The following is a 22,638-nucleotide window of genomic DNA, read 5'->3' as shown; positions in this document are numbered from 1 at the left end:
AAATAAGCCAAGTTTAAGCAATCGCTTAGCTTGGCTTTTATAATACCCTTCTTTCAGAAGCAAGGGCTAAGATTTTTACTTCTTTTACATTTGCTTCTTCCAAAACTTTTATCATTTCAAGTGAGGTGTTTCCAGTTGTGACAAGGTCATCAATTATCAAAACTGATTTTCCAGTCAAATCCTTGTCTAATCTAAAAGCACCGATTAAGTTTTTGGACCTATCTTCCTTCCCCAAGTCGTGCTGAGCCCTGGTATCTCTGATCTTTTTAAAATCATCAAGATAGGATGGTTTTATTTTGTCGATAAAATCATCGGTAATCATTCTGATATGGTCAAAGCCTCTATTGATCAAAGTTCCTTTTGATGATGGTGAAGGCAAAATATAATCGACATCGAAAAGATTTTTCTTAATCCCATAGTCATAGATAATCTTTGCGAAAATCCTAGAAAATTCTGTCCTTCTCTCAAACTTATAGAGACCTATTAGCTTTTTAAAAAATTCGTCATAAAAATATATAGAGTAGCACTCATAATCACCTATAAGAAATTTATTATCGACATAATCGAGCCTATCATAACAATCCCTACAAAGATCGTATTTGTAAATGTATTCGCTCTGACAAAAGGCACAGGTATTTTTATCTAAAAATAAATAATCAATCAGCAAGAATAAACTCCATTTCATTTATCCAATAGGAAAGATTGGTATTTCTGTCATTTGACCTATTATTATCAACCATTCTTTTTATAAATCGCTTATCTCCAAGTAAAATTACAAGTTTTTTCGCACGAGTTACCCCAGTATAAAGTAAGTTTCTTGTTAATAGCATGGGAGCAACCTGCATCATAGGGATAATCACACACTTAAATTCAGATCCTTGGGACTTATGAACTGTGATAGCATAAGATAGGTCCAAATCTTTAATATCCTCTTTTTTGTATTTTACGATTTTTCCGTCATCAAATTCGACCTTAAGACTCTCCTCATTGGTGTCTATTTCTGTAACGATACCAATATCCCCATTATAGACCCCATCGTCGTTAGAGGCGTCATTTAAGGCCTTTAAATCGTAATTATTTCTCACCTGCATAACCTTATCGTTGAGCTTAAAGATCCTATCATTTACTTTTAAAATTATTTTTTCTTTATTAATGGCTTCTTGGATTGATTTATTAATGGCATCAACTCCCCAATTTGTTTTTCTTGATAGGGCTAGGACTTCAATATCCCTTACTGGGTCAAATTTATAAAAGCTTGGCAGTCTATCCTTAATCAAATCTAACAAAGCTTTATTAAAATTATCCCCATTAGCATTTATAAAGAAAAAGTCTTTGTCAGGTTGGTTTAAAACTGGGTATTTACCCTCATTTATCCTGTGGGCGTTAACAATTATATTTGACTGGCCTGCCTGCCTAAAAATTTTCTTAAGTCTAATTGATTGGGCAGAAGAATTTAAGATGTCAGATAAAACATTGCCTGGACCTACTGATGGCAACTGGTCGCTATCCCCAACCAAAATTAAGGCTGTGGATTCACCAACTGCATCAAGAAGTCTTTTCATCAAGTAAATATCAACCATACTCATCTCATCAACGATTATGTAGTCTTTTTCTATTGGATTTTCTTCGTTGTATTCAGCAATCGGCATATCTGGCCTAATGCCAACTAGCCTGTGGATGGTGTTAGCTTCGCTGTCCGTTGCTTCTTGCATACGCTTGGCAGCCCTGCCTGTTGGTGCTGCAAGAGCGTAGGTAAGTTCATTTTTATCTAGAATACTTGTAATAGCATTGATTATTGTAGTTTTCCCTGTACCTGGTCCACCAGTTATTACTAAGACCATATTTTCAAAAGCAGCCTCAATGGCTTGTTTTTGCTCTTCTGAATAACCACCAAGGTCTTCATCAATTTCTACATCAAAGATATAAGCTTCCTTAATTTTTTTTGCAAGGGCCATGGCAACAGATTTTTCCGCCTTGTAAAGACCCTTAGAATAAACATAGGACTTTCCTTCTATTTCAACAAGTTCAAGTTTTCCCGCTAAGAGATCTGCTTGAATTTGCTCTTCAATCAATTTCTTATCAGCTTTCAAAAGCTTAGCTGCTTGGTCAATCAGGTATGAGATTTCAAGGCTAGTGTGGCCATTAAAATCTGCTTCAAAATCAATTATATATCTTAGTCCAGCTGAAATCCTAAAGGCAGAGTTAGATTCCATTTGCATATTTCTTGCCAAGGCATCCGCCATAGAAAAACCAATTCCTTTAATATCTTCAATAAGTTTATAAGGATTTGATTTTACAATATCTATAGTATTTTCTCCATACTTATTGTAAATTTTCATTGCAAGATTATAGGATATCCTAAGTCCTTGGAGAAATTCTAAACTACGCCTTGAATCCCTAGTTTCTTCGACAGATATCTTAATATCTTCAAGTTTCTTCTTCCCGATACCTTCAACCTTCAAAAGTTTATCTGGATCCTTGTATAAAATATCTAGAGAATCTGTGCCAAATACATCGTAAATTGCTTGGGCTGTTTTTTTCCCGACTCCTCTAATATTTCCGCTTGCTAAATATTTGATTATAGAATCTCTGTCAGAAGGTTTTTTTAGCCTTACATTTCTGACATTTATCTGCTCGCCGTACTTATCGTGGTAGATAAATTCGCCTTCGACTTCTATCCTATCGCCTTCATTAAATAAAGGCATAGTTCCAACAATAGTTATGTCAGAATCGGTGGTTTCAAGCGTCATAACGCTATAGCCACTCTCATCATTCCTATACCTAATGTTTGATACTATGCCTTCTAATTTCATTATTCTACTTCTACTCTCTTTATGTCAGCTCCAAGTTTACTTAGCTTCTCAACGAGATTTGAATATCCTCTGTCTATATGATAAATATCAAAAACTCTTGTTGTACCTTTTGCAACAAGTCCTGCCATAACAAGAGCCGCACCCGCTCTAAGGTCAGTTGCTTTTACATCTGCCCCATGGAGTTTCTCAACGCCTGCAATTGTTGCCCTGTTGCCAGATGTTGCAATTACAGCACCCATTTTCATAAGTTCTTCAACGTGCATAAACCTATTTTCAAAAACAGTTTCTTGAATCCTGCTTTCTCCCTCACAAACTGTCATAAGAGCCATAAATTGAGCCTGGGCATCTGTTGGGAAGCCTGGATATGGAAGAGTTTGAATATTGGTTGATTTTAATCTGTGAGGAGCCTTAACTATAATCTTATCCTCATCTTCGATTTCTTCTACATCAACACCCATTTCAACGAGTTTTGCAATAACAGGTCTGATGTGAGAACCTATTACATTATTTATTAAAACCTCTCCCCTTGTCATAGCTGCAGCTGTCATGTAAGTTGCAGCTTCAATCCTGTCTGGGATTATGGTATGACGGGTACCTGTTAGTTTCTCAACACCTTCAATAACTATTGTAGATGTACCTGCACCCTTAATATTTGCACCCATCTTAGATAGGAAAGATGCAAGGTCAACTATTTCTGGTTCTTTTGCAGCATTTTCTAGGGTTGTCTTACCTTGGGCAAGGCAAGCAGCCATAATTATGTTTTGTGTAGCTCCTACTGATGGAAAATCTAGATAAATCTCTGTACCAATTAGCCCATCCTTAGCTACTATGGCTATTTCGTCGTTATTAACGGTATTAACTGCACCTAGCGCTTCAAAACCTTTTAAGTGTAAATCTATAGGACGACTTCCTATATTGCATCCACCAGGTGCCTTGGTGTGAGCTGCGTGAAACCTTGATAAAAGCGGACCCATTACAACAAATGATGCCCTCATCTTATCCATAAGTTCATATGGAGTTTCACTAGTATTGATACATGCCGAATTAATTTTTAAGGTATTTTGATCAAGATATTCAACCTTGCTTCCAAGGTGCTTAAGTACCTCAACCATTATTTCAACGTCCTTAAGCTCAGGAACCCCATCTAATATAATCTCTTCAGTGCCTAAAACACATGCGGCTAGTATAGGAAGTGCAGAATTTTTCGCACCTGATATATTAACCTCACCTTTCAGAGGTCCATTAGAATTAATAATTAAAATTTCATTTTTCGCCATTTTCATTCCTTATTTAGTTCCAAACAATCTATCTCCAGCATCTCCTAGGCCTGGAACAATATAACCATTTTCGTTTAGTTTTTCATCTAATTGAGAAATATAAATTTTAACATCTGGGTGCTTTTCTTCTAGGAGTTTAAAAGCTTCTGGTGCTGCAATTATTGACAATAACTTTATAGATTTGCATCCATATTCTTTTAGTCTATCTATAGCATCACAAGCAGAACCACCTGTAGCAAGCATAGGGTCAACAACTAAGATATCCCTGTTTTCAACATCGCTAGGGAGTTTACAGTAGTATTCAACTGGTTGAAGGGTTTCTTCATTCCTGTACATACCAATATGACCAATTTTTGCTGCTGGCAAAACTTCTAGTACACCATCAACCATGCCAAGACCTGCTCTAAGAATTGGAACTATACCGATTTTCTTGCCTGTAAGTCTGTATCCAGTAGTCTTTGCAACTGGAGTTTCCAATTCATATTCCTCAAGTTCAAGATCTTTTGTTGCCTCATAGGCAAGAATCATGGCAATTTCTGTTACCAAGGACCTAAATTCATTTGAACCCGTATTTTTATCTCTAAGTATAGAAATTTTATGTTTTATAACTGGGTGGTCTAATACTGTTACGTTTTTCATATCTTCTCCTATATATAATTTACATCGTTTGCTGCTGCTTTTTTCATCCTATTCATTATACTCTTACCCAAATGATTTTCCCTTACACCTTCTGCAAGAATTATGTCAACTTTTAGTCTATCCATCTCCCTTAGAGATGAAAATAAGACATGGCTCATAGTTGATAAATCAATCCTTGAACCTAGAGAAATATATGGGTAGGAAGCAAATTTATCTTTATCTTCATCAAAAGCTAAGATTCCAACTTTTTTTCCTTGAGACTTATATTCTTCTGCAAGGTCTAATAAATAATCCGGTACATTTTCTCCTATAAATACCCTAAGATTTGCCTTTGGTGCATAATGTTTGTACTTTTGTCCAGGTGATTTTGGTATCTTTGTAGAATCTACTAGACTATCATCAAGCCTCATATCGGGAAGTATTTCTTTTAAAAATTCATAAGTGTAATACCCTGGTCTTAAAATTGTTGGACTTTCTCCTGACAAGTCTATTACTGTTGACTCGATTCCTATATTTGATTCTCCTCCGTCGATTATTAGAGGGATTATCCCGTCCATATCTTGGTAAACATCATCTGCCTTAGTAGGCGAAGGTCTACCAGAAATATTGGCGGATGGAGCTGCTATTGGGGTATTCGCCTCACTTATCAAAGCTCTTGCAATCTCATCAGATGGAAATCTTATTGCCACTGTATCACCACCAGCTGTCACTGCCTCAGGAATTAATCTAGATTTTTTAAAAATCAAAGTCATTGGCCCTGGCCAAAGATCAAATAATTTCCTATGGCTTTCGCTTATTTCCTCTACTAAATTATCTAACATAGATATATGGGAAATATGTAAGATAAGTGGATTATCAGCAGGTCTACCCTTGGCCTTAAAAATTTTCTTGCTGGCTTCATTATTTAAACCATCAGCACCAAGACCATAAACTGTTTCTGTTGGAAAAGCGACTAGGGCTCCTTCTTTTATGAGGTCTGCCGCTTTTTTTATATAAGCCTTATTTATATTTTCTCTGTCAATTATTAAAATTTCAGTTTTCATTTAACCTTCTTTATCTAAGATATTGTAGGTTGGGTCAGCGTGGAGGGTAAGAATTACCCCTGTTTCTTTCCTAATCTTTTTTTCGATTCGATCTATTTCTTTGTGAAGTTCTGCTACTGTTAGGTTTCCTGGCACTTCCACATGACAAGATCCCGCAATATGTCCCTTGCCGTATTGGTGGATGTCTAAGTGGTGAAAACCGATGATATAAGACCCACTTAAAAGAATCTCAGAAATTTTCTTTTCTATTTCTTCATCAATTCTTTCACCTAAAAGATAGCCAACAGTTTCATTAAATAAGTCTATACCAGGTTTAGTTACAAAAAATGCTACAACAACACCCATAGCCGCATCTAGGTTGAAGTTTACAAATCTTTGCAAAAAAACACCAAGAATTATAGCTGTGGTTGAGATTATATCATTTCTTGCATCAAGCATTACTCCAAGATTTAAATCTGATTCTAAATCCTTATAAAGTCTTGAATTTAGATAGTAAATATAGACTTTAATCAAAATACCAGCAAAAAGTATTATGAAAGATAATAAGCTTAGGCCATTTGGGTTCGGATCGTTAAAGCTTTTCGCAGAATTAATAAATAAATTAATACCCACATAAACAATTACAATCGAAACCAAAAGCGCCATTACATACTCAACCCTGCCATGCCCAAAAGGATGCTCTTCGTCAGCTGGTTTTTTTGAAAAGCTAGAACCCACCAGAGACATAATTGAAACCACTGAATCTGATAAGTTGTTAAAAGCATCATTTAAGATAGCAGTAGACTTGGTAAAAATTCCCAAAAATATTTTTGATAGGAAAAGAATAATATTCATGCCAATACCCATGATGGAAGAAAGACTGATTAGATTAAGCCTAACTTCAGGGTCATCGATATTTTTATAATCTTTTACGAATCTATTGGCTAAAATATCAAACAATTATTCGTCCTCGCCTACTTTTTCAAGTTTTCTAGTTTGATCTTCTGCGATTAGGGAATTGATCATATCTTCTATATCTCCATTTAGAAAATCATCTAGTTGGTAAATTGTCTTGTTAATTCTGTGGTCTGTAATTCTTCCTTGTGGGAAGTTGTAGGTCCTAATTCTTTCAGACCTGTCTCCTGTACCAACTTGGCTTTTTCTGTTGTCAGCTATTTCCTTATTTCTCTTTTGCTCTTCAAGTTCAAAAAGCCTTGCCCTAAGAACTCTCATAGCTTTTTCCTTGTTTTTTATCTGACTTTTTTCATCTTGAATGGCAACAACTAGACCTGTTGGTATGTGAGTTAGCCTTACAGCTGAGTCAGTTGTGTTTACTGACTGACCACCATTACCGCTTGACCTATATACATCTACTCTGATGTCATTTGGATCTATGTGAAGTTCTACTTCGTCTACTTCTGGCAGAACGGCTACAGTTGCAGTTGATGTGTGGATTCTACCACCAGATTCTGTTTCTGGAACCCTTTGAACCCTGTGTACACCTGATTCATACTTTAATTTTGAATAAGCTCCCTCTCCTCTTACAACGAAGGTCGCATCTTTAATACCGCCAACACCTTGGGTATTGACTTCAATTTCTTCTGTCTTGAAACCAGCCTTATCTGCGTACATGTTATACATTCTGTATAGGTCTCCAGCAAAAAGGCCCGCCTCGTCTCCACCAGCTCCTGGTCTGATTTCAACAATTACGTCTTTTTCATCATTAGGATCTTTTGGGATTAGAAGAATTTGCATCTCATCTTTTAAGACTTCTAGTTTATCCTTGTTTTCTTCTATCTCATCTTTTAGCATTTGAACCATTTCCTGATCATCAGCTTCATTTATAAGTTCTTGATTTTCAGCTATGGTGTCTTCAGCATTTTTTATTTCTTCGTATTTTTCAACAACAGGTTTTAAAGAATTATATTCTTTAGATACCTTCCTAAACTGATCCATATCAGATAATACTGCTGGATCAGCTAGTTTCGCCTCTAATTGTTTGTAATTTTCTCTAACATGCTCTAAATTTTCAAACATCTTCTATCCTTTCTGTGCAATAATAAACCTATCAAAATCATTAAAATCTTTTATATTTTCTATGTTAATAAAGCCCTGGTCCATAAGAAGCTTATTTAAAACTTCTTTTTGATCATAACCTATTTCAAAGACTAAGTGACCTTGGTCGTTTAAAAAGTTGTTAGCATTTTTTATTATTTCCCTATAAAAATCTAGCCCGTCTTCCCCACCATAAAGTGCAGACTTTGGCTCAAAATAAAGTTCTTTATCAAGAGCATCATAATCTTTTTTATTGATATAAGGAGGATTTGAAATTATTAAGTCAAATTTCCCTTTAATATCTTTAAACAGGTCTGATTTTATAAACTCAACGTTTTTTATTCCTGTAAATTCTTTATTTTCCCTTGCGAGACTTAGGGCCTTATCCTCAATGTCAGACCCGATAACATAAGAATTTCCAATATTCTTTGCTAGCGATAAAGCAATAGCTCCAGTACCTGTCCCAATATCCAATATCCTATCTTTTTTTATAGGAGATTTTATTAGGTTATCCACTATTATTTCTGTTTCAAAACGTGGAATCAAGGCTCTTTGGTCAACCTTAAGTCTAAGATTATAAAATTCCCACTCGCCTATAGCATACTGGAGTGGATAAGAGTCTTTTCTCTTATCTATTATATCCTTTAATCGCTCAATTTGCTTGTTATTTAATTCTAAATGTTGATTCATTAAGACATAAGACTTACTTTTTCCCAAAATATAAGTAAGAGCAATTAGGCTTGTCTCATAATCAATTTTTAAAAAGTCTGATATTTTCATTATTTTACACAAAAATAAGGTAAGTTGCCTTACCTTATTATCTTTCATACTATTATTTTCTACCGTATTTTTTGTTAAATCTTTCTACCTTACCACCACGTTCAGCAGTTCTTTGTTTACCAGAGTAGAATGGGTGACAATTGTTGCAAACTTCTACTTTGATTTCTTCTTCTGTTGAACCTACAGTAAACTCGTTGCCACATGACATGCAAGTTACTTTGGCTTGGTGATATTCTGGATGTAATTCTTTATTCATAATTCACCTCTATTTTCCATTTCAATAAGCAATATAAATTATACCTGCTCAAATATTAATATCAAGTTATTTAATAGATGAATTTATTAATTCTACAAATTGTTTATTAGACTTGGTCCTCTTCATCCAATCTAAAAGTTCAACTATTGATTCAGTAGTGTCTAAATCTGATTTTCTTAATTTATAAACTGCTTCAAGTTCTTCTTTAGTTAATAGAAGGTCATCACGTCTGGTGGATGATTTTTCGATATTAATAGCTGGGAAAATCCTCCTATTTGAAAGTCGTCTATCAAGGTGGATTTCCATATTACCTGTTCCCTTAAATTCTTCAAAGATCATATCATCCATCCTTGATCCTGTGTCAACTAGGGCTGTTGCAAGGATTGTTAATGAACCGCCATTTTCAATATTTCTTGCAGCACCAAAAAATTGCTTTGGCCCAACTAAGGCTAGAGGGTCAAGACCACCTGAAAGTGTCCTACCTGATTGAGGAGTCATTATGTTATAAGCCCTAGCAAGTCTTGTTAGGGAATCTAGAAGAATAACCACATCTTTTTTCTCTTCGACAAATCTTTTTGCCCTTTCAAGAACCATTTCTGCTATATCAATATGACTTTGTGGAGGCATGTCAAAAGTAGATGCAGCAACCTCTGTACGCATCAAAACATTATCAGGATCCCTATATTCATTTACAAACCTTATAAAGTCTGTAACTTCTTCTGGCCTTTCATCAATAAGAAGGACAATTATTTTTAGGTCATGGTAATTTTTTTCTAAAGACCTTTCTATGTCCTTAATTAAAGTAGTCTTTCCTGCTTTTGGCTGAGAAACAATAAGTCCTCTTTGGCCACGACCAATAGGGCTAATTACATCAATAATCCTTCCAGAAATATTTTTAGGATCAGTTTCTACACTTATCCTTTCGTTTGGATATATAGGGGTCAAATCTTCAAATAAATCTCTGTTGAAGGCATCGGCTGGCTTTATACCATTTACAGTTGAAACAAAAATAAGAGGAGAAAATTTATCCTTATCATGTTTTTCTCTTGCGATTCCTTCAATATAGTCCCCCGTCTTTAGCCTAAACATCTTTATTTGCTTTGGTGAAACGTATATGTCATCGTCTCCAGATTCGTAAAGTTGGGTTCTTAAAAAGCCAAAACCATCTGGTAGGATTTCTAAGATACCGTCACAGTCAAACTTGGCGCCCAAGTCATTTTCTCTAGCTTCTTTGCTTTCTTCTTCCTTTTTATTTTCTTCTTCTTCAATAAGTTTAATTAATTCATCTTTTCTATATTTGCTAATTGACTCAATGCCTAAATCTTTGGCAATTTCCCTAAGGTCAACTAATTTTTTTTCTTTTAAATTATCCATATTTTTATACAAAAAAGGGCCCTAAAGCCCCTTAATTTGTTCTTATTTATTAGCGCTATTTTCGCTACCAAACATGTCAATTTTTTCTTCAACTAAAGCTTGAACTGCATTTGTTCCTGGAAGAAGAAGTTTTCTTGGGTCAAAGCCCTTTCCTTGTTGGTCTTTTCCAGCTTCGATATATTCTCTAGTTGCCTTAGCAAAAGCGATTTGGCATTCTGTATTTACGTTAATCTTAGAAACGCCTAGGCTGATAGCTTTTTTAATTTGATCATCAGGAATACCTGTACCACCATGAAGAACTAATGGCATTTTAACTGCATCAGAAATTTCTTTAAGTCTATCAAAGTTAAGGCCTTGCCAATCAGCTGGATATACACCGTGAATGTTACCAATACCTGCTGCTAAAAAGTCGATTCCACAAGCTGCAAGATTTTTACATTCTTCAACATTAGCAAGTTCGCCAGCAGATGTAACTCCATCTTCTTCGCCGCCGATACCGCCAACTTCACCTTCAACTGAGATGCCTTTTTCATGAGCAAGTCTTACGATTTCTCTTGTTTTTTCAAGGTTTTCTTCGATTGGGAAGTGAGAACCATCAAACATAACAGAAGTGTAACCAGCTTCGATACAAGCCTTAGCACCTTCGTATGAGCCGTGGTCTAAGTGAATAGCTACTGGAACAGTGATTCCAAGTGCATCGTGTAAGTTTTTAACAAGGTTTGCAACAGTTTTGAAACCACCCATGTATTTTGCAGCACCTTCACTAGATGAAATAATAACAGCAGTCTTTTTTGCTTCAGCAGCAAGTAGGATTGCCTTTGTCCATTCTAGGTTGTTGGTATTAAAGTGTCCAATAGCGTAGCCATTTTCATAGGCTAGGTCTAACATTTCTTTTGCATTAACTAACATATTTTCTCCTCCGGGCTATGCCCTATTTAATTCTATATTATATATCATACCTATCTTGGATTAATCTTCCAAATCTTTATAGATATTTTCACAAACTAATTTTATTGCTTCGTCAGCATCTAGGTTTTTATTTTCCATTTCAGCCCTGGTTGAGTATTCAATAATAGAATTTACTGCATCTTTTCCAACCGTAATCCTGTATGGGATACCGATTAGGTCCCTGTCGTTAAATTTGACACCTGGGCGTTCATTTCTATCATCAAGGAGAACATCAATTTTCTTTGCCTTTAATTCTTTATAGATTTTTTCAGCTAAGTTTGCTTGTTCTTCATCATTTGGTTTAATTAGGGTAATTATTACTTCAAATGGGGCTACACTTGTTGGCCAGATAATGCCCTTATCGTCATGGTATTGCTCCACAACAGCTGAAATTGACCTTGAGATACCTATACCATAAGAACCCATTATAAATGGCTTAGCAACTCCATTTTGGTCTAGGAAATTAGCCTCAAGAGCTTCAGAGTATTTTGTTCCAAGTTGGAAAATATTTCCTACTTCAATTCCCCTAGCTGCCTTATAAAGGCCAGATCCATCGTAAGCCTGGTCGCCTTCTTTTGCTAGGATCAAATCTTCTGCCACTTCGCCTTCGAAGTCTCTGCCGAAGTTTGCATTGATATAGTGATAGCCAGGTTTATTCGCTCCTACTACTAGGTTGTTTATTCTTGTAAGTGATTCATCTACAATAACTCTTGCATTTTCTATACCAATTGGACCAGTATATCCCGCTGGTGCCTTGGTGTGTTTTTCAATAGTTTCGTCATCAGCCATCTCGATTTCATGCTCTGGAACTTTTAGGTAAGAAATAAGCTTAGCCATATTTAATTCCCTATCACCTGGTACAAATACAAAGACTGGTTCGTCTTCAACAATTAAGTCAATTGCCTTAGCGCATCTTTTTGCTTCTGTATTTAAAAAAGTTGATACTTCCTCAATAGTCTTTTTATCTGTAGTTTCTACTAGTTCAAGATCCTTTAAATCTTCTTTGAGTGGCTCAATAATAGACCTTGCTTTTTCATCTGTATAGGCAGAATCGCTGTTTTCTGTATAAAGAATAATTCCTTCACCAGATTCAGAAAGTGCTATAAACTCATGAGATTTGTGACCGCCCATGGCTCCTGAGTCACCTTCTACGATTTTGTAGTCGAGTTTCATCTTATCAAAAGCAACCTCATAGGCCTTCCACATATTCATGTAAGACTTTTCAAGGCCTTCTAGATCAGCATCAAAGGTGTAGGCATCTTTCATGAGGAAATCTCTTGACCTGTTGATTCCAAATCTTGGTCTCTTTTCATCTCTGAACTTATCAACGATTTGATATAAATTTAATGGTAATTGTTTGTAAGAATTTAATTCGTCCTTTATAAGGTCTACAAAAGATTCCTCTGCTGTTGGACCTAAGGCGTATTCTCTGTCGTGTCTATCTTTTAATTTAAACATCTCAGGACCAAAGGTCTCCCATCTGGTTGACTTATCCCAAATTTGTCTTGGTTGGAGGATTGAAGTTGAAACCTCAATAGCCCCGTGGCTATCCATAGCATCTCTAACTATAGTTTCAATCTTATTTAAAACTTTTTGTCCAAAAGGTAAGAAGGAATAAATTCCTGAAGCTTGTTGTCTGATGAATGCTCCCCTTACTAACAATTTATGGCTGGCTGTTTCTGCATCAACCGGATCTTGTCTTAGGGTTGGCATATAATAATTCGATAATCTCATTAATTCACACTCCTCATTGAAAGACCAATTCTTTCTTTTTTCTTATCTATTTCTATAATCCTAACACTTACCACCTGCGAATTTGTCAATTCATCATGTGGATTTTTTACAAACTTATCGGAAATCTCTGAAACATGAACTAGACCATCTGTTCCAACCCCGATATCTACAAAGGCACCAAAGTCAGTTATATTTCTTACCTTGCCTTTAAGAACCATTCCAACTTTCAAATCATCTATACCCATTATTTCCTTTTTGGTAAGGACTTCTGGATTATCTTCCCTTGGATCACGTCCAGGTTTCTTAAGCTCTGCAATAATATCCTCAAGTGTTGGTATTCCCACTTCAAGTTCTTGGGCAAGCTTTTCTATATCAATCTTATCCAAATCTAAGCCTTGGATTTTTTTGGCTATTTTGTAGGATTCTGGATGGACTGCAGTATTATCTAGGATTTCTGGTGATGATGGGAACCTTAAAAAGCCTGCAGCAAGTTCATAAGTTTTTTTACCCAATCCCTTCACATCCAAGAGGTCCTTCCTATAAACAATCTTTCCATCTTTGAAGTCTTCTTCTATTCTCTTTGCGAGATTTTGGTTTAGACCTGACACGTAGGATAAAAGCTTGTAGGAAGCATTGTTAATAGCAACTCCAACTTCATTTACAGCATCTTCTACAACTTTTGCTAGCTCTTCGTCAAGTTTTTTCCCATCAAGGTCGTGTTGGTATTGGCCAACACCTATGTGTTTTGGTTCAATTTTTACAAGTTCAGCCATGGGGTCTTGGAGGCGCCTTGCCATTGATATTGCACCTCTGATGGTAACATCAAGGTCAGGAAATTCTTCTTCGCCTAGGCTTGATGCAGAATAAACACTGGCACCAGCCTCGTTTACTATGGCATATGAAACGCCATCTACTTCCTTAATTAATTTATCAACAACAAGTTCTGTTTCCCTAGAAGCAGTTGCATTTCCAAGAGCTATTAAAGTTACTCCATATTTTTCGATTAAGGATTTTAAGGTTGCAATTGCTTCTTTTTCTTTTTTGTGAGGTTCTACTGGATAAATAACAGCTTGGTCTAGGTATTTTCCGTTTTTATCAACGACTGCAACCTTACATCCTGTCCTAAAACCAGGGTCAAGACCCATTACCACCTGTCCCTTAATAGGCCTTTGTAGGAGATAAGGTTTTAAGTTATTTCCAAAAACTCTAATTGATTCATCGCTTGCTTCTTCTGTAAGCTTATTACGAAGCTCTGTTGTAATTGAAGGAAGCATGAGTCTCTTGTAAGCATCATCTATAGTTAAGTCTACTAATTCTTTTTGGTAAGGATTAAAGTCCCTATCCTGGCTAACCAGCTTATAAATTAGGCTTTTGTTATAGGCGTCTGAAAATTCGATTTTTACAGTAAGTATGTCTTCCTTTTCTGCTCTGTTAATGGCTAGAACCTGGAAAGACTTAAGATCTTTTAATTTTTTAGAAAAATCATGGTATGATTCGTATAGATTATCATCTTCTGCCTTAAGACTTGTAATTAAAGATGCTCTCAACAAACCGTCACGCCTAATTATATTTCTTGCATCAATTGTATTTGCTATATCTTCAGCAAGGATATCAAGGGATCTTTCTATAACTTCTTTTTCATAATCTAGACCTTCCTGGAAATAATCCTTAGCTGCCTCAACAGCTTCTTCTTCGCTAGATATTTCTGTAAGAAGTTTTTCTAAAAATTTCTCTAAGCCGAATTCTCTTGCAATATCAGCCCTTGTCTTTCTTCTTGACTTATATGGGGCATAAATATCTTCAAGAATGGTTAAAGAATTACTTGCAAGAATTTCTTCCCTAAGTTCATCTGTTAATTGGCCTTTTTCGTCAATTAACTTTATAATTTCTTCCTGTCTTTTTTCTATATTACGAAGTCTAGAAAGATTTTTTTCTATTTCTCTAATCTCAACATCAGTAAGATTGCCTGTAACTTCCTTCCTGTATCTAGCGATAAAGGCAACAGTTGAGCCTTCATCAAGAAGTTTAATTACATTTTCTATTCTTTCTTCATTAATATTTAATTCTTTTGATAAAATTTCTGTAATATTCATATTTTCCTTATAATAATATAATTTTCAATAAATAAATAAGTATCAAATGGACTGGATAAAAGGCATAAAAATACCACTTATTATAGGTACCTCTTTTTCCATTATATAAAAATATTAGAGGAATTGATAGGTAAACCATGTAGGGTATTGATAAGTAATCTCCACCAATCCTTGCTTCAAAAGCAAAACCTATTAGGATTGCAAGAGCCGTTAAAATTCTACTTTCCTTGGCCAAGTATAATAGACCAATAGCAACAATAGCATTAGAATCGTAGTCTGTCATAAAAAAACCTGCCAAAAAATAAATTCCTAAGAAAATTATGATAGCAAAGCAAAATTTTAAAAGCTCATTTAATTCACTTTTCCTTATCTTTTCCCATTGGTAAACCATAAATGCACCCAAAAATAGGGAAAAGAATACATTCTGGCTATAAATAAAAAAGTAATAGCCTGTACTTGCCAGATCAAATGGGATTTCCGATAAAAAAGCAAAGATTAATAGCCCACTCAAATAATTTTTAGGATTTTTGCTCAGTAAGATTCCCTGAGCAGCCATGAAGCAAAAAAGTGGCATGGAAATTCTCCCAATCAGCATAAATAAATCTGCAATTTTGGTAAACTCTAACATGTATAATAATCCACATTGGGCTAAGTGACTTAAAAACATGGCACCACAGGCGATTATTTTTAAATGACCGCTTGTTAAATAAGGGCGATCAACCTGCCAAGCTTTTATAAAATTTTTATTATCACTCATCTAATAATTCCCCTTGATGAAATTTATCTTATACTTAGGGAAAATCATTGATATATCTTTACCAGACGGCCTTACATTTCCTTGTTTATCTATATCTATAATTTGGCTTGGGTCAAAAAATACCAGTTTAAAATCCTCATTAAGTTTTGAAATTACAGTAAGTTCGAATTTATAAACTTCCCTTTCCACCCCGTAGGCAATAAGAAGGTCCATAAATCTTCCATAATCATAGTCATTATATTCTTCAAAACTCAAACTTATTTTATATTCATGGTCTTCATCAACGTGGAAATTAGCACGCTTGCTGGTGTAGGAATGTTCATCTCCCGTTTTAAGATTTGTAAGGGAGATTTTTGTAATATTTGGATTTGACTCCTCAATTAACTTAATCACATCATTATCTGATAGGTCTTTTTCGATATTTTTAAGCATTTCCATATCCCTAACATCTTTATTTATTTCAGAAATGGAAATTGGGTCAGTAAACTTTTCCTTTTTAGCTTTCTTATTTTTAGGCTCGATACTTAGTTTTGATTCCTTATTCAAATCCTTCCTAACTATCCTTCCATAATTTTTACTAGCCTTATCATCAGGATCATAAAGGTAAGCCTTTATATCATCAAAATCCATATCATCTTTTATAGGTAGACTTTCTTTTTCACTTAAATATAAATAAGTAGAATAAAGTGTTCTAAAGGCCATATACAAAAAAGATAGGCTTGTTAGAAGTGAAATGATATTTTTTGGTATATAGGAATTAAAATTGACTAGGTTAATTATAAGCATTAGGAAAAATGGTCTTATGCCTGTAAATTCCATAAAGTTTTGAAGGCTTGACTTTTCTTCTTCATTAGTCTTTCTTTTGCTCATCTTTACAACCATTACTATTACCCTGATAAGGAAATTTAAAAATCCAAGAACATAAAGCCCGGTTATTATTTGTTGGACTATTGGATAATAGGTATAGATTTGGAATGGCAAGGACCTAATGGTGTAATCAATCAAAAATGTGTTGGCTAATAAAAATAGACCAGACTTTCTAAAAGTCTTTGATATAATAAAAATTAAAAGCAAAACTACAAAACCACCAATGGCAAAACCCAATATTTGGTTATCTAATATTAAATTGTAAATTTGATTTATTATTACGTCTATATCCATATTGTCTCCATTATATAATTATATCAAATTCCTTGATTTTAACAATGTTTATTTGATTTTTTTTAATATAAGCATAGGGAAAATTAAAAACCCCCAATATCCACATTTGGATTAAGGTGACCCCACAAAGTTGGACCTAATACCAGAGTTAGAACTAAACTAGCTCTGGTATTTCTTTGTTCTTTCCTACCCCTAGGGGTAGGAAATTTTTATGCTGCATTCTTCTTTCTGTATTCTATTGGTGATAAGTATCCTAATTTTTCTTTTATTCTTTCTTCGTTGTAATATTTTATGAAATCTTCTATTGTCTGTTTTAAGTGTTCGTATGAATAGAATTTTCTTCCGTAATATATTTCTTGTTTTAATATTCCAAAGAAGTTTTCCATTGGTGAGTTGTCTAAGCAGTTGCCTTTTCTGGACATAGATTGGGTGATGCCGTTTGTTTCAAGTCTTGATGTGTATTGATTTTTTTGATATGCCCATCCTTGATCTGAGTGGAATATTCTTTTTTCTTTTGTTTTGTTAGTTAACTTTATTGCTTTGTCTAAGGCTTTCAAGATTGGTTCTATTGTTGGTTGTTTTGATATTTCATAGCTTAGTATTTCACTGTTGTACATGTCTAGGTATGGGTTTAGATAGAGTTTCTTTATTTGGTAGGTTCCTGTTTTATCTTTTTCTAAATACTTAAATTCTGTTGTGTCTGTTGTTATTTTTATGTATGGTTTTTCTACTTTGAAGTTTCTTTTTATTTTGTTGTCTGATATTTTTCCTACTTGTCCTTTGTAGGATGAGTATTTTCTAGATTTTCGTGAATAACTTTTTACTTGAAGTTTTAACTTTTGAACTAATCTTTGTACTTTCTTTTTGTTTATTATTAGTCCTGATCTTTTTAACATAGCTGTTATTCTTCTGTAGCCATAGTTTGGATTGTCTTTTCTTATCTTAAGTATTTTCTTTTCTATTTCTATATCTTTATTTGGTTTATTTAATCGTTTTTGCCAATACATGTATGTTGATTTGGCAATATTAAAGTATTTTAACAAGTCTTTTAGTTTGTATTTACTTCTTAAGACTTCAATTGTTTCAGCAATTGTCTTATTTCTGTATCTGTCATTTGAGATAATTCTATCTTTTTTTTTATTGCATCATTTTCTAGTTGGAGCCAATAGTTTTTTTCTTCTAATTTCTTTATTTTTTCTTTTAGTTGTGCTTCATTTAAGGAATTATCTTCTTCGTTGGTTAATTGTGCTGATGATTCTATTTTAGTATCTTTTGATTTTTTTGGGGATTTTGACATTTTTGAAGGTCTTCCTCTCTTTTTAGATTTCAGTCCTTCTATGCCTTTTTCTCTAAAGTCTATTACCCATCTTGCTATCATTAATGGATTGTTTATCTTTAATTCATTTGCTAGGCTTTGATAGGACATTTCTCCTGTTAAGTACAAGTTTACTACATTTAACTTAAATTCCAAAGTATATTGTGTATTTTCTCTTTTTACTTTTAGTCCTTCATAGCCTTGTGATTTGTATGCATTTACCCATCTTCTTATTACACTTTTATCCGGTATGCAATATTTATCTGATAAAGATCTATATGAGATATTGGATTCTAAATATTCTTTTACTACTTTCATTTTGAATTCTGTGCTATATTTTGCCATTAAAAAACTGACCTCCTTTAGTTAGTTTTTTGGTCTAACTTTTGGGGGTCAGTTCAGATTTTAGGGTTTTGATTTTAACAATTATTTTCAGATATCCATTCTATAATTATTTTCAACTTAAATAAAATTTTAATCTTCATACTTAAAATGTTGATATAACTAAATAAGTTAATCCACAACTGCTTTTAAAAAATATATTGTACCTATATTCTCCATAAAGTTTTTCAAAAAAATATATGAGTTTTAAAACTCTACTATAATCTAAGAGAAGAATCGAGAAAAATAAAAAGACCCCCAAGGGAGCCTTTGTTTTTTTATGTAGTATATTATTCTTGATCGATTGCTTCAACTGGGCAAACTGCTGCACAAGCACCACAATCAATACATGCATTTGAATCTATTTCATAAGCTGCATCGCCTTGTGAGATTGCTCCTACTGGGCATTCACCTTCGCATGAACCGCAAGAAATACAAACATTTTCATCTATTTTGTATGCCATAATTTCCTCCTATATTTGTTATATGATTAGTATACAACTATATACACCAAATGTCAACTTTTTTTATATTTTTATACCTAAAAACGGAAAATAATGATTATTTATGCAAATTGATAATAATTATCATTTACATTTGACAAGGTCGCTTGCCTTATAATATTCTTCTATTTCTACATCGTCCTCTGTCTTTACTCTCACCTTGCACATTTCTTTTACAAAGTCATTAGTAAGGACGATACCCTCTCCATCTTCTGTTTGAACCATAGTTCCTGGTCTTGGCATATATCTTCTAGCCCTAACATAATTTTCTTCCTCAAAAGAAAGACAACACATTAGCCTACCGCAAATACCAGAAATTTTTGCAGGATCTAGGGTGATTCCTTGATCCTTGGCCATTTTTATAGATAGAGGCGAAAAATCAGACATAAATCTTGAACAGCAAGACTTCTGTCCACATGTTCCATAAAATCCCTTAAGCTTAGCGTGGTCCCTCACCCCTATTTGTCTTAGTTCTATCCTATTTCTAAATATAGAGGCAAGGTCTTTAACAAGTGATCTAAAGTCAACTCTCTTATCAGCTGTGAAATAAAAAGTGATTTTTGTCCTATCAAAACTATATTCACTATCGACTATTTTCATTTTTAGCCTATAGAAATTCGCCTTTTCTTGGGCAATTCTAATTGCTTCTTCAGAATCTTCTAGGTTTTGCCTATAAATATCTAGGTCTTTTTCTGTCGCCTTTCTTATAACTGGTGAAAGAGTTTTATCAAACTTCTTTTCATCTATTTCAATATTGGCCAAGGCAACTTCCGCTAGTTCCAAACCATTCGAGCTTTCTACTATTACCTTGTCCTTAAAATTCAGAATTAAATTATTAGCGAAAAAATAATATATCTTTCCCGCATCTTTAAATCTTATTCCAACTACATTCATTAACTTTGCCTGCCTTCTCTATATATATTAAAAAATATATTTTCAACACTCAACTCAAAATTTATATTATTCCTAAAGGATGAATATATTTTCTCAAACTTAGCCAAAAGCCTCTCTATACCAGCTAAATCTAGGCTAGAAATGCTTTCTATATTATAATCATAGCTAGCAAATCCTGCACTAGCCATATACTTATTATTGATTGTGTCTGATAAGATTTTAATCAATCCTTCCATTAGGCTTGCTTTATCTTCCTTAAAAGAAAGCAAAAATTCCCTCTCTTTATAATAAACTGCGAGGTCTCCTTGGAAAATCTTTGAAAAAATTTCAGATAATCTTTCCATATCTATATCTAGGTCATTATTTGTTGTATTTAAGGAGATTATCTGACACCTTGACCTAATGGTGGGAAGCATCTTACCTGCATTATCAATTGTAAATACAATTAAAGTATAGGCTTTTAATTCCTCAAGACTCTTAAGCATGGCGTTGGCCGCTTCTATCCTTAAATTTTGAGCGTTATGGATAAGGTAAACCTTAATCTTATTATTTACTGGTCTTATTACCATGTCTTTGATAAGGTTTCTTATAGTTCCTATATCGATTATGTCCTTATCAATTATTTCCATATCTGGGTTTGTCTCAAGCTTTGTACTTAAGCCATATGATCCAAAGACTTTTTTAGCAAAATCTTTGGCATATTCAAGGTTATGGGCTAAATCTTCTCCCTCAATTATATAAGCATTAGATAGGCTATTATTTTTTAGCTGGCTATCTAATAAGCTCATAGTTGTATATATTGTTCAACATCAATTATAAATATGGTTGCTCCGCCAACACTTATTTCTATTGGCACAGTTGAGCTAATAAGTGAACTTTCGCCTGTTGGATTTATAATTGTGGTAGTTGTATTTCTCTTCTTGCAGTTTTTCTCAATTACTCCTAGGGCTTCATCAAGTTTTGCTTCTTCCACACCTATTAGTAGTGTTGTGTTGCCTTTTTTAAGAAAACCACCTGTGGTAGATAATTTTGTTATCCTGTATCCTTTTTCTGTTAAGGCATCAATTAAAAAATTAACATCTGCATCTTGTACTATAGCTACCAATAATTTCATCTTAGTCCTCCAATAATTGATATATGATATTTATAACATCTTCTGTCAAATCTTCTATAGATTTTCTTGCATCGACCTTCTTAATTTCATCCTTATAAAGATCTGCCATCTTCAAATAGCCATCAAAAATAGTCTTATGGAAAGAAAAATCTTCATTTTCTAGCCTATCTGGAGAAAAATTTGCTCTTTTTCTTTCGAGGGCTGTCTTGTAGTCTATATTAAAAAATAAAGTAAGGTCAGGTTTTAGTCCACCTGTTGCAAAGTCATTTATACTTTTCACATTTTCTACTCCAAGTGACCTTCCCAGGCCTTGGTATAAGAGAGATGACATTACAAACCTATCACAAATGACAATCTTTCCTGCCTTAAGGTCTGGAAGGATTTTTTCTGCAACAAGCTGAGCTCTTGATGAAGCAAATAAGAGGGCTTCAGTCTTAGCATCCATCATGTGGTTATCATTGTCTATAATAATAGACCTAATCTTTTCAGAAATATCTGTCCCACCTGGTTCCCTATAATAGGATATAGAGTAATCTTTATTTTCTAGTAGCTCTTTAACTTTTTTTATTATTGTGGTTTTGCCGGATCCATCAGGTCCTTCAAAAACTATAAATTTTCCATTCATACATTCATTATACTATAAAATTACATTTTTAGTCTACTATTGTTATTCTATAAAAATTTGCAAATAAAAAAACCATTGTCCTTCTTTTAAAGACCAATGGTTTTAAATCTTATTCAGCGTCTTCTTCGTCTTCTTCAGTTTCGCCAACTGTTGGTACGTCTGCTGCATCTGCTGCTTCAGCTTCTTCATCAACGATTTCTTCTTCAGAAACTTCTTGTAGTGAGCATACTACTTCATCTTCATCAGCAAGAATTGTGATGTTTTCGTTTGATGCTATATCAAGATCTGCAATAGTCATGTTGTCACCAATTGCCATTTCCTTAACATCAACATCTGCTGTTTGTGGGATGTATTTTGGTAGACATTCAACTTCAACGCTTTCAAGGTTTTGTACAAGTACACCTGTAACTTCGTTCATATCATCTCTGTTAACTAGGACAACAGGAACTGTAACTCTGATTGATTCGTTTTGGTCGATTGCTTGGAAATCAACGTGTAAGAATTGGTTTTTGTATGCGTGGCTAGCAAATTCCTTTATAAGAACTTCCTTACCTTCACCTTCGATGTCTAATGTAATAATAGTAGATGTTCCAGCTTGTCTAAGTACTTTTTCAAAATCTCTAGCTGTAAATTGAACATTTACATTTTCTTGATTTTTAGCATAGATAACTCCTGGGATAAGTTCTTTATTTCTAAGTTTTTTAACTTGATTTTTACCAGTAGCTTCTCTTTTTTCTGCTTGTAAAACTATTTTAGCCATTTTGCCTCCTTATTTATTCATACTAGCTAATTATACCCCATCCTTGCCTTATTTACAATATCTCTTAATCTAATTATTTTCAATTTTAATTGATTAAAATTCCACTTTGTTATAAAATATAGGAAAGACGGAAAAGA

23 protein-coding genes are annotated in these 22,638 nt (G+C 34.0%); all 23 read right to left on the bottom strand.

Features of this window, described 5'->3' with window-relative positions:
* Positions 1-37 precede the first annotated feature (37 nt).
* Positions 38-685 (bottom strand): ComF family protein, encoded by a 648-nt coding sequence (locus K8P03_RS08190; RefSeq protein ID WP_223420199.1) that lies wholly within the window; start codon positions 683-685, stop codon positions 38-40.
* The gene (recD2, locus tag K8P03_RS08185; protein ID WP_223420198.1) at positions 657-2,813 is read right to left on the bottom strand and encodes an SF1B family DNA helicase RecD2; all 2,157 of its coding nucleotides are present in this window, start codon (positions 2,811-2,813) and stop codon (positions 657-659) included. The genes K8P03_RS08190 and recD2 overlap by 29 nt, the downstream gene beginning before the upstream one ends.
* Positions 2,813-4,090: a UDP-N-acetylglucosamine 1-carboxyvinyltransferase gene (gene murA, locus K8P03_RS08180; protein ID WP_223420197.1), complete on the bottom strand. Its 1,278-nt coding sequence runs from the start codon at positions 4,088-4,090 to the stop codon at positions 2,813-2,815. Before murA ends, recD2 begins: the two co-directional genes overlap by 1 nt.
* A gap of 9 nt (positions 4,091-4,099) precedes the next feature.
* Positions 4,100-4,729 carry a uracil phosphoribosyltransferase gene (upp, locus tag K8P03_RS08175; protein ID WP_223420196.1) on the bottom strand — a complete coding sequence of 210 codons (630 nt, stop codon included), beginning with the start codon at positions 4,727-4,729 and terminating at the stop codon, positions 4,100-4,102.
* Between the two features lie 8 nt (positions 4,730-4,737).
* Positions 4,738-5,772, bottom strand: a complete 1,035-nt coding sequence (locus K8P03_RS08170) for an L-threonylcarbamoyladenylate synthase (protein WP_223420195.1) — start codon at positions 5,770-5,772, stop codon at positions 4,738-4,740.
* Positions 5,773-6,711 carry a cation diffusion facilitator family transporter gene (locus K8P03_RS08165; RefSeq protein ID WP_223420194.1) on the bottom strand — a complete coding sequence of 313 codons (939 nt, stop codon included), beginning with the start codon at positions 6,709-6,711 and terminating at the stop codon, positions 5,773-5,775.
* Positions 6,712-7,788 carry a peptide chain release factor 1 gene (gene prfA / locus K8P03_RS08160; RefSeq protein WP_223420193.1) on the bottom strand — a complete coding sequence of 359 codons (1,077 nt, stop codon included), beginning with the start codon at positions 7,786-7,788 and terminating at the stop codon, positions 6,712-6,714. It lies immediately after the preceding gene.
* Positions 7,789-7,791: 3 nt separating this feature from the next.
* The gene (gene prmC, locus K8P03_RS08155; protein WP_223420698.1) at positions 7,792-8,586 is read right to left on the bottom strand and encodes a peptide chain release factor N(5)-glutamine methyltransferase; all 795 of its coding nucleotides are present in this window, start codon (positions 8,584-8,586) and stop codon (positions 7,792-7,794) included.
* Between the two features lie 52 nt (positions 8,587-8,638).
* Positions 8,639-8,842, bottom strand: coding sequence for a 50S ribosomal protein L31 (rpmE, locus tag K8P03_RS08150; RefSeq protein WP_004828860.1), 204 nt, complete (start codon positions 8,840-8,842; stop codon positions 8,639-8,641).
* Between the two features lie 66 nt (positions 8,843-8,908).
* Entirely contained in the window at positions 8,909-10,216 is a 1,308-nt protein-coding gene (gene rho, locus K8P03_RS08145; protein WP_223420192.1) for a transcription termination factor Rho, read from the bottom strand.
* Between the two features lie 42 nt (positions 10,217-10,258).
* Complete coding sequence (fba, locus tag K8P03_RS08140; protein WP_223420191.1) at positions 10,259-11,125, bottom strand: class II fructose-1,6-bisphosphate aldolase; 867 nt, start codon at positions 11,123-11,125, stop codon at positions 10,259-10,261.
* Between the two features lie 60 nt (positions 11,126-11,185).
* Positions 11,186-12,898, bottom strand: a complete 1,713-nt coding sequence (locus K8P03_RS08135) for a proline--tRNA ligase (RefSeq protein ID WP_223420190.1) — start codon at positions 12,896-12,898, stop codon at positions 11,186-11,188.
* Positions 12,898-14,991, bottom strand: a complete 2,094-nt coding sequence (locus K8P03_RS08130; RefSeq protein WP_223420189.1) for a Tex-like N-terminal domain-containing protein — start codon at positions 14,989-14,991, stop codon at positions 12,898-12,900. Before K8P03_RS08130 ends, K8P03_RS08135 begins: the two co-directional genes overlap by 1 nt.
* 7 nt (positions 14,992-14,998) lie before the next feature.
* The gene (locus tag K8P03_RS08125; protein ID WP_223420188.1) at positions 14,999-15,748 is read right to left on the bottom strand and encodes a TraX family protein; all 750 of its coding nucleotides are present in this window, start codon (positions 15,746-15,748) and stop codon (positions 14,999-15,001) included.
* Complete coding sequence (locus tag K8P03_RS08120; RefSeq protein ID WP_223420187.1) at positions 15,749-16,909, bottom strand: hypothetical protein; 1,161 nt, start codon at positions 16,907-16,909, stop codon at positions 15,749-15,751.
* 209 nt (positions 16,910-17,118) lie between these two features.
* Positions 17,119-17,952 (bottom strand): IS3 family transposase, encoded by an 834-nt coding sequence (locus K8P03_RS08115; protein ID WP_263285031.1) that lies wholly within the window; start codon positions 17,950-17,952, stop codon positions 17,119-17,121.
* Between the two features lie 23 nt (positions 17,953-17,975).
* A complete protein-coding gene (locus K8P03_RS08110) occupies positions 17,976-18,569 on the bottom strand; it encodes a transposase (RefSeq protein ID WP_223420186.1) in 594 nt (197 codons plus the stop codon).
* 326 nt (positions 18,570-18,895) lie between these two features.
* On the bottom strand, positions 18,896-19,069 hold the full coding sequence (locus K8P03_RS08105) for an indolepyruvate ferredoxin oxidoreductase subunit alpha (protein ID WP_223420185.1): 174 nt from the start codon (positions 19,067-19,069) through the stop codon (positions 18,896-18,898).
* 123 nt (positions 19,070-19,192) lie between these two features.
* A complete protein-coding gene (locus K8P03_RS08100; RefSeq protein ID WP_223420184.1) occupies positions 19,193-20,002 on the bottom strand; it encodes a PSP1 domain-containing protein in 810 nt (269 codons plus the stop codon).
* Entirely contained in the window at positions 20,002-20,790 is a 789-nt protein-coding gene (locus K8P03_RS08095; RefSeq protein WP_223420183.1) for a DNA polymerase III subunit delta, read from the bottom strand. Before K8P03_RS08095 ends, K8P03_RS08100 begins: the two co-directional genes overlap by 1 nt.
* On the bottom strand, positions 20,787-21,116 hold the full coding sequence (locus tag K8P03_RS08090; protein ID WP_209771648.1) for a cyclic-di-AMP receptor: 330 nt from the start codon (positions 21,114-21,116) through the stop codon (positions 20,787-20,789). The genes K8P03_RS08095 and K8P03_RS08090 overlap by 4 nt, the downstream gene beginning before the upstream one ends.
* A 1-nt stretch (position 21,117) precedes the next feature.
* Entirely contained in the window at positions 21,118-21,741 is a 624-nt protein-coding gene (gene tmk, locus K8P03_RS08085; RefSeq protein WP_223420182.1) for a dTMP kinase, read from the bottom strand.
* 109 nt (positions 21,742-21,850) lie between these two features.
* A complete protein-coding gene (locus K8P03_RS08080) occupies positions 21,851-22,501 on the bottom strand; it encodes a 50S ribosomal protein L25 (protein ID WP_223420181.1) in 651 nt (216 codons plus the stop codon).
* Positions 22,502-22,638 lie beyond the last annotated feature (137 nt).

Origin of the sequence: Anaerococcus murdochii (assembly GCF_019957155.1) — a bacterium.
GTDB lineage: Bacteria > Bacillota > Clostridia > Tissierellales > Peptoniphilaceae > Anaerococcus > Anaerococcus murdochii.
This window is presented reverse-complemented; position numbering and strand designations above follow the sequence as displayed.

Coding starts and splice junctions, on each gene's coding strand:
- K8P03_RS08125 (WP_223420188.1), bottom strand. CDS start 15,748: ATGAGTGATAATAAAAATTTTATAAAAGCTTGGCAGGTTGATCGCCCT.
- upp (WP_223420196.1), bottom strand. CDS start 4,729: ATGAAAAACGTAACAGTATTAGACCACCCAGTTATAAAACATAAAATT.
- fba (WP_223420191.1), bottom strand. CDS start 11,125: ATGTTAGTTAATGCAAAAGAAATGTTAGACCTAGCCTATGAAAATGGC.
- K8P03_RS08135 (WP_223420190.1), bottom strand. CDS start 12,898: ATGAGATTATCGAATTATTATATGCCAACCCTAAGACAAGATCCGGTT.
- K8P03_RS08120 (WP_223420187.1), bottom strand. CDS start 16,909: ATGGATATAGACGTAATAATAAATCAAATTTACAATTTAATATTAGAT.
- K8P03_RS08080 (WP_223420181.1), bottom strand. CDS start 22,501: ATGGCTAAAATAGTTTTACAAGCAGAAAAAAGAGAAGCTACTGGTAAA.
- rpmE (WP_004828860.1), bottom strand. CDS start 8,842: ATGAATAAAGAATTACATCCAGAATATCACCAAGCCAAAGTAACTTGC.
- K8P03_RS08090 (WP_209771648.1), bottom strand. CDS start 21,116: ATGAAATTATTGGTAGCTATAGTACAAGATGCAGATGTTAATTTTTTA.
- prmC (WP_223420698.1), bottom strand. CDS start 8,586: ATGAAAATATCAGACTTTTTAAAAATTGATTATGAGACAAGCCTAATT.
- murA (WP_223420197.1), bottom strand. CDS start 4,090: ATGGCGAAAAATGAAATTTTAATTATTAATTCTAATGGACCTCTGAAA.
- tmk (WP_223420182.1), bottom strand. CDS start 21,741: ATGAATGGAAAATTTATAGTTTTTGAAGGACCTGATGGATCCGGCAAA.
- K8P03_RS08190 (WP_223420199.1), bottom strand. CDS start 685: ATGAAATGGAGTTTATTCTTGCTGATTGATTATTTATTTTTAGATAAA.
- K8P03_RS08095 (WP_223420183.1), bottom strand. CDS start 20,790: ATGAGCTTATTAGATAGCCAGCTAAAAAATAATAGCCTATCTAATGCT.
- K8P03_RS08170 (WP_223420195.1), bottom strand. CDS start 5,772: ATGAAAACTGAAATTTTAATAATTGACAGAGAAAATATAAATAAGGCT.
- prfA (WP_223420193.1), bottom strand. CDS start 7,788: ATGTTTGAAAATTTAGAGCATGTTAGAGAAAATTACAAACAATTAGAG.
- K8P03_RS08110 (WP_223420186.1), bottom strand. CDS start 18,569: ATGGCAAAATATAGCACAGAATTCAAAATGAAAGTAGTAAAAGAATAT.
- recD2 (WP_223420198.1), bottom strand. CDS start 2,813: ATGAAATTAGAAGGCATAGTATCAAACATTAGGTATAGGAATGATGAG.
- K8P03_RS08105 (WP_223420185.1), bottom strand. CDS start 19,069: ATGGCATACAAAATAGATGAAAATGTTTGTATTTCTTGCGGTTCATGC.
- K8P03_RS08130 (WP_223420189.1), bottom strand. CDS start 14,991: ATGAATATTACAGAAATTTTATCAAAAGAATTAAATATTAATGAAGAA.
- K8P03_RS08100 (WP_223420184.1), bottom strand. CDS start 20,002: ATGAATGTAGTTGGAATAAGATTTAAAGATGCGGGAAAGATATATTAT.
- rho (WP_223420192.1), bottom strand. CDS start 10,216: ATGGATAATTTAAAAGAAAAAAAATTAGTTGACCTTAGGGAAATTGCC.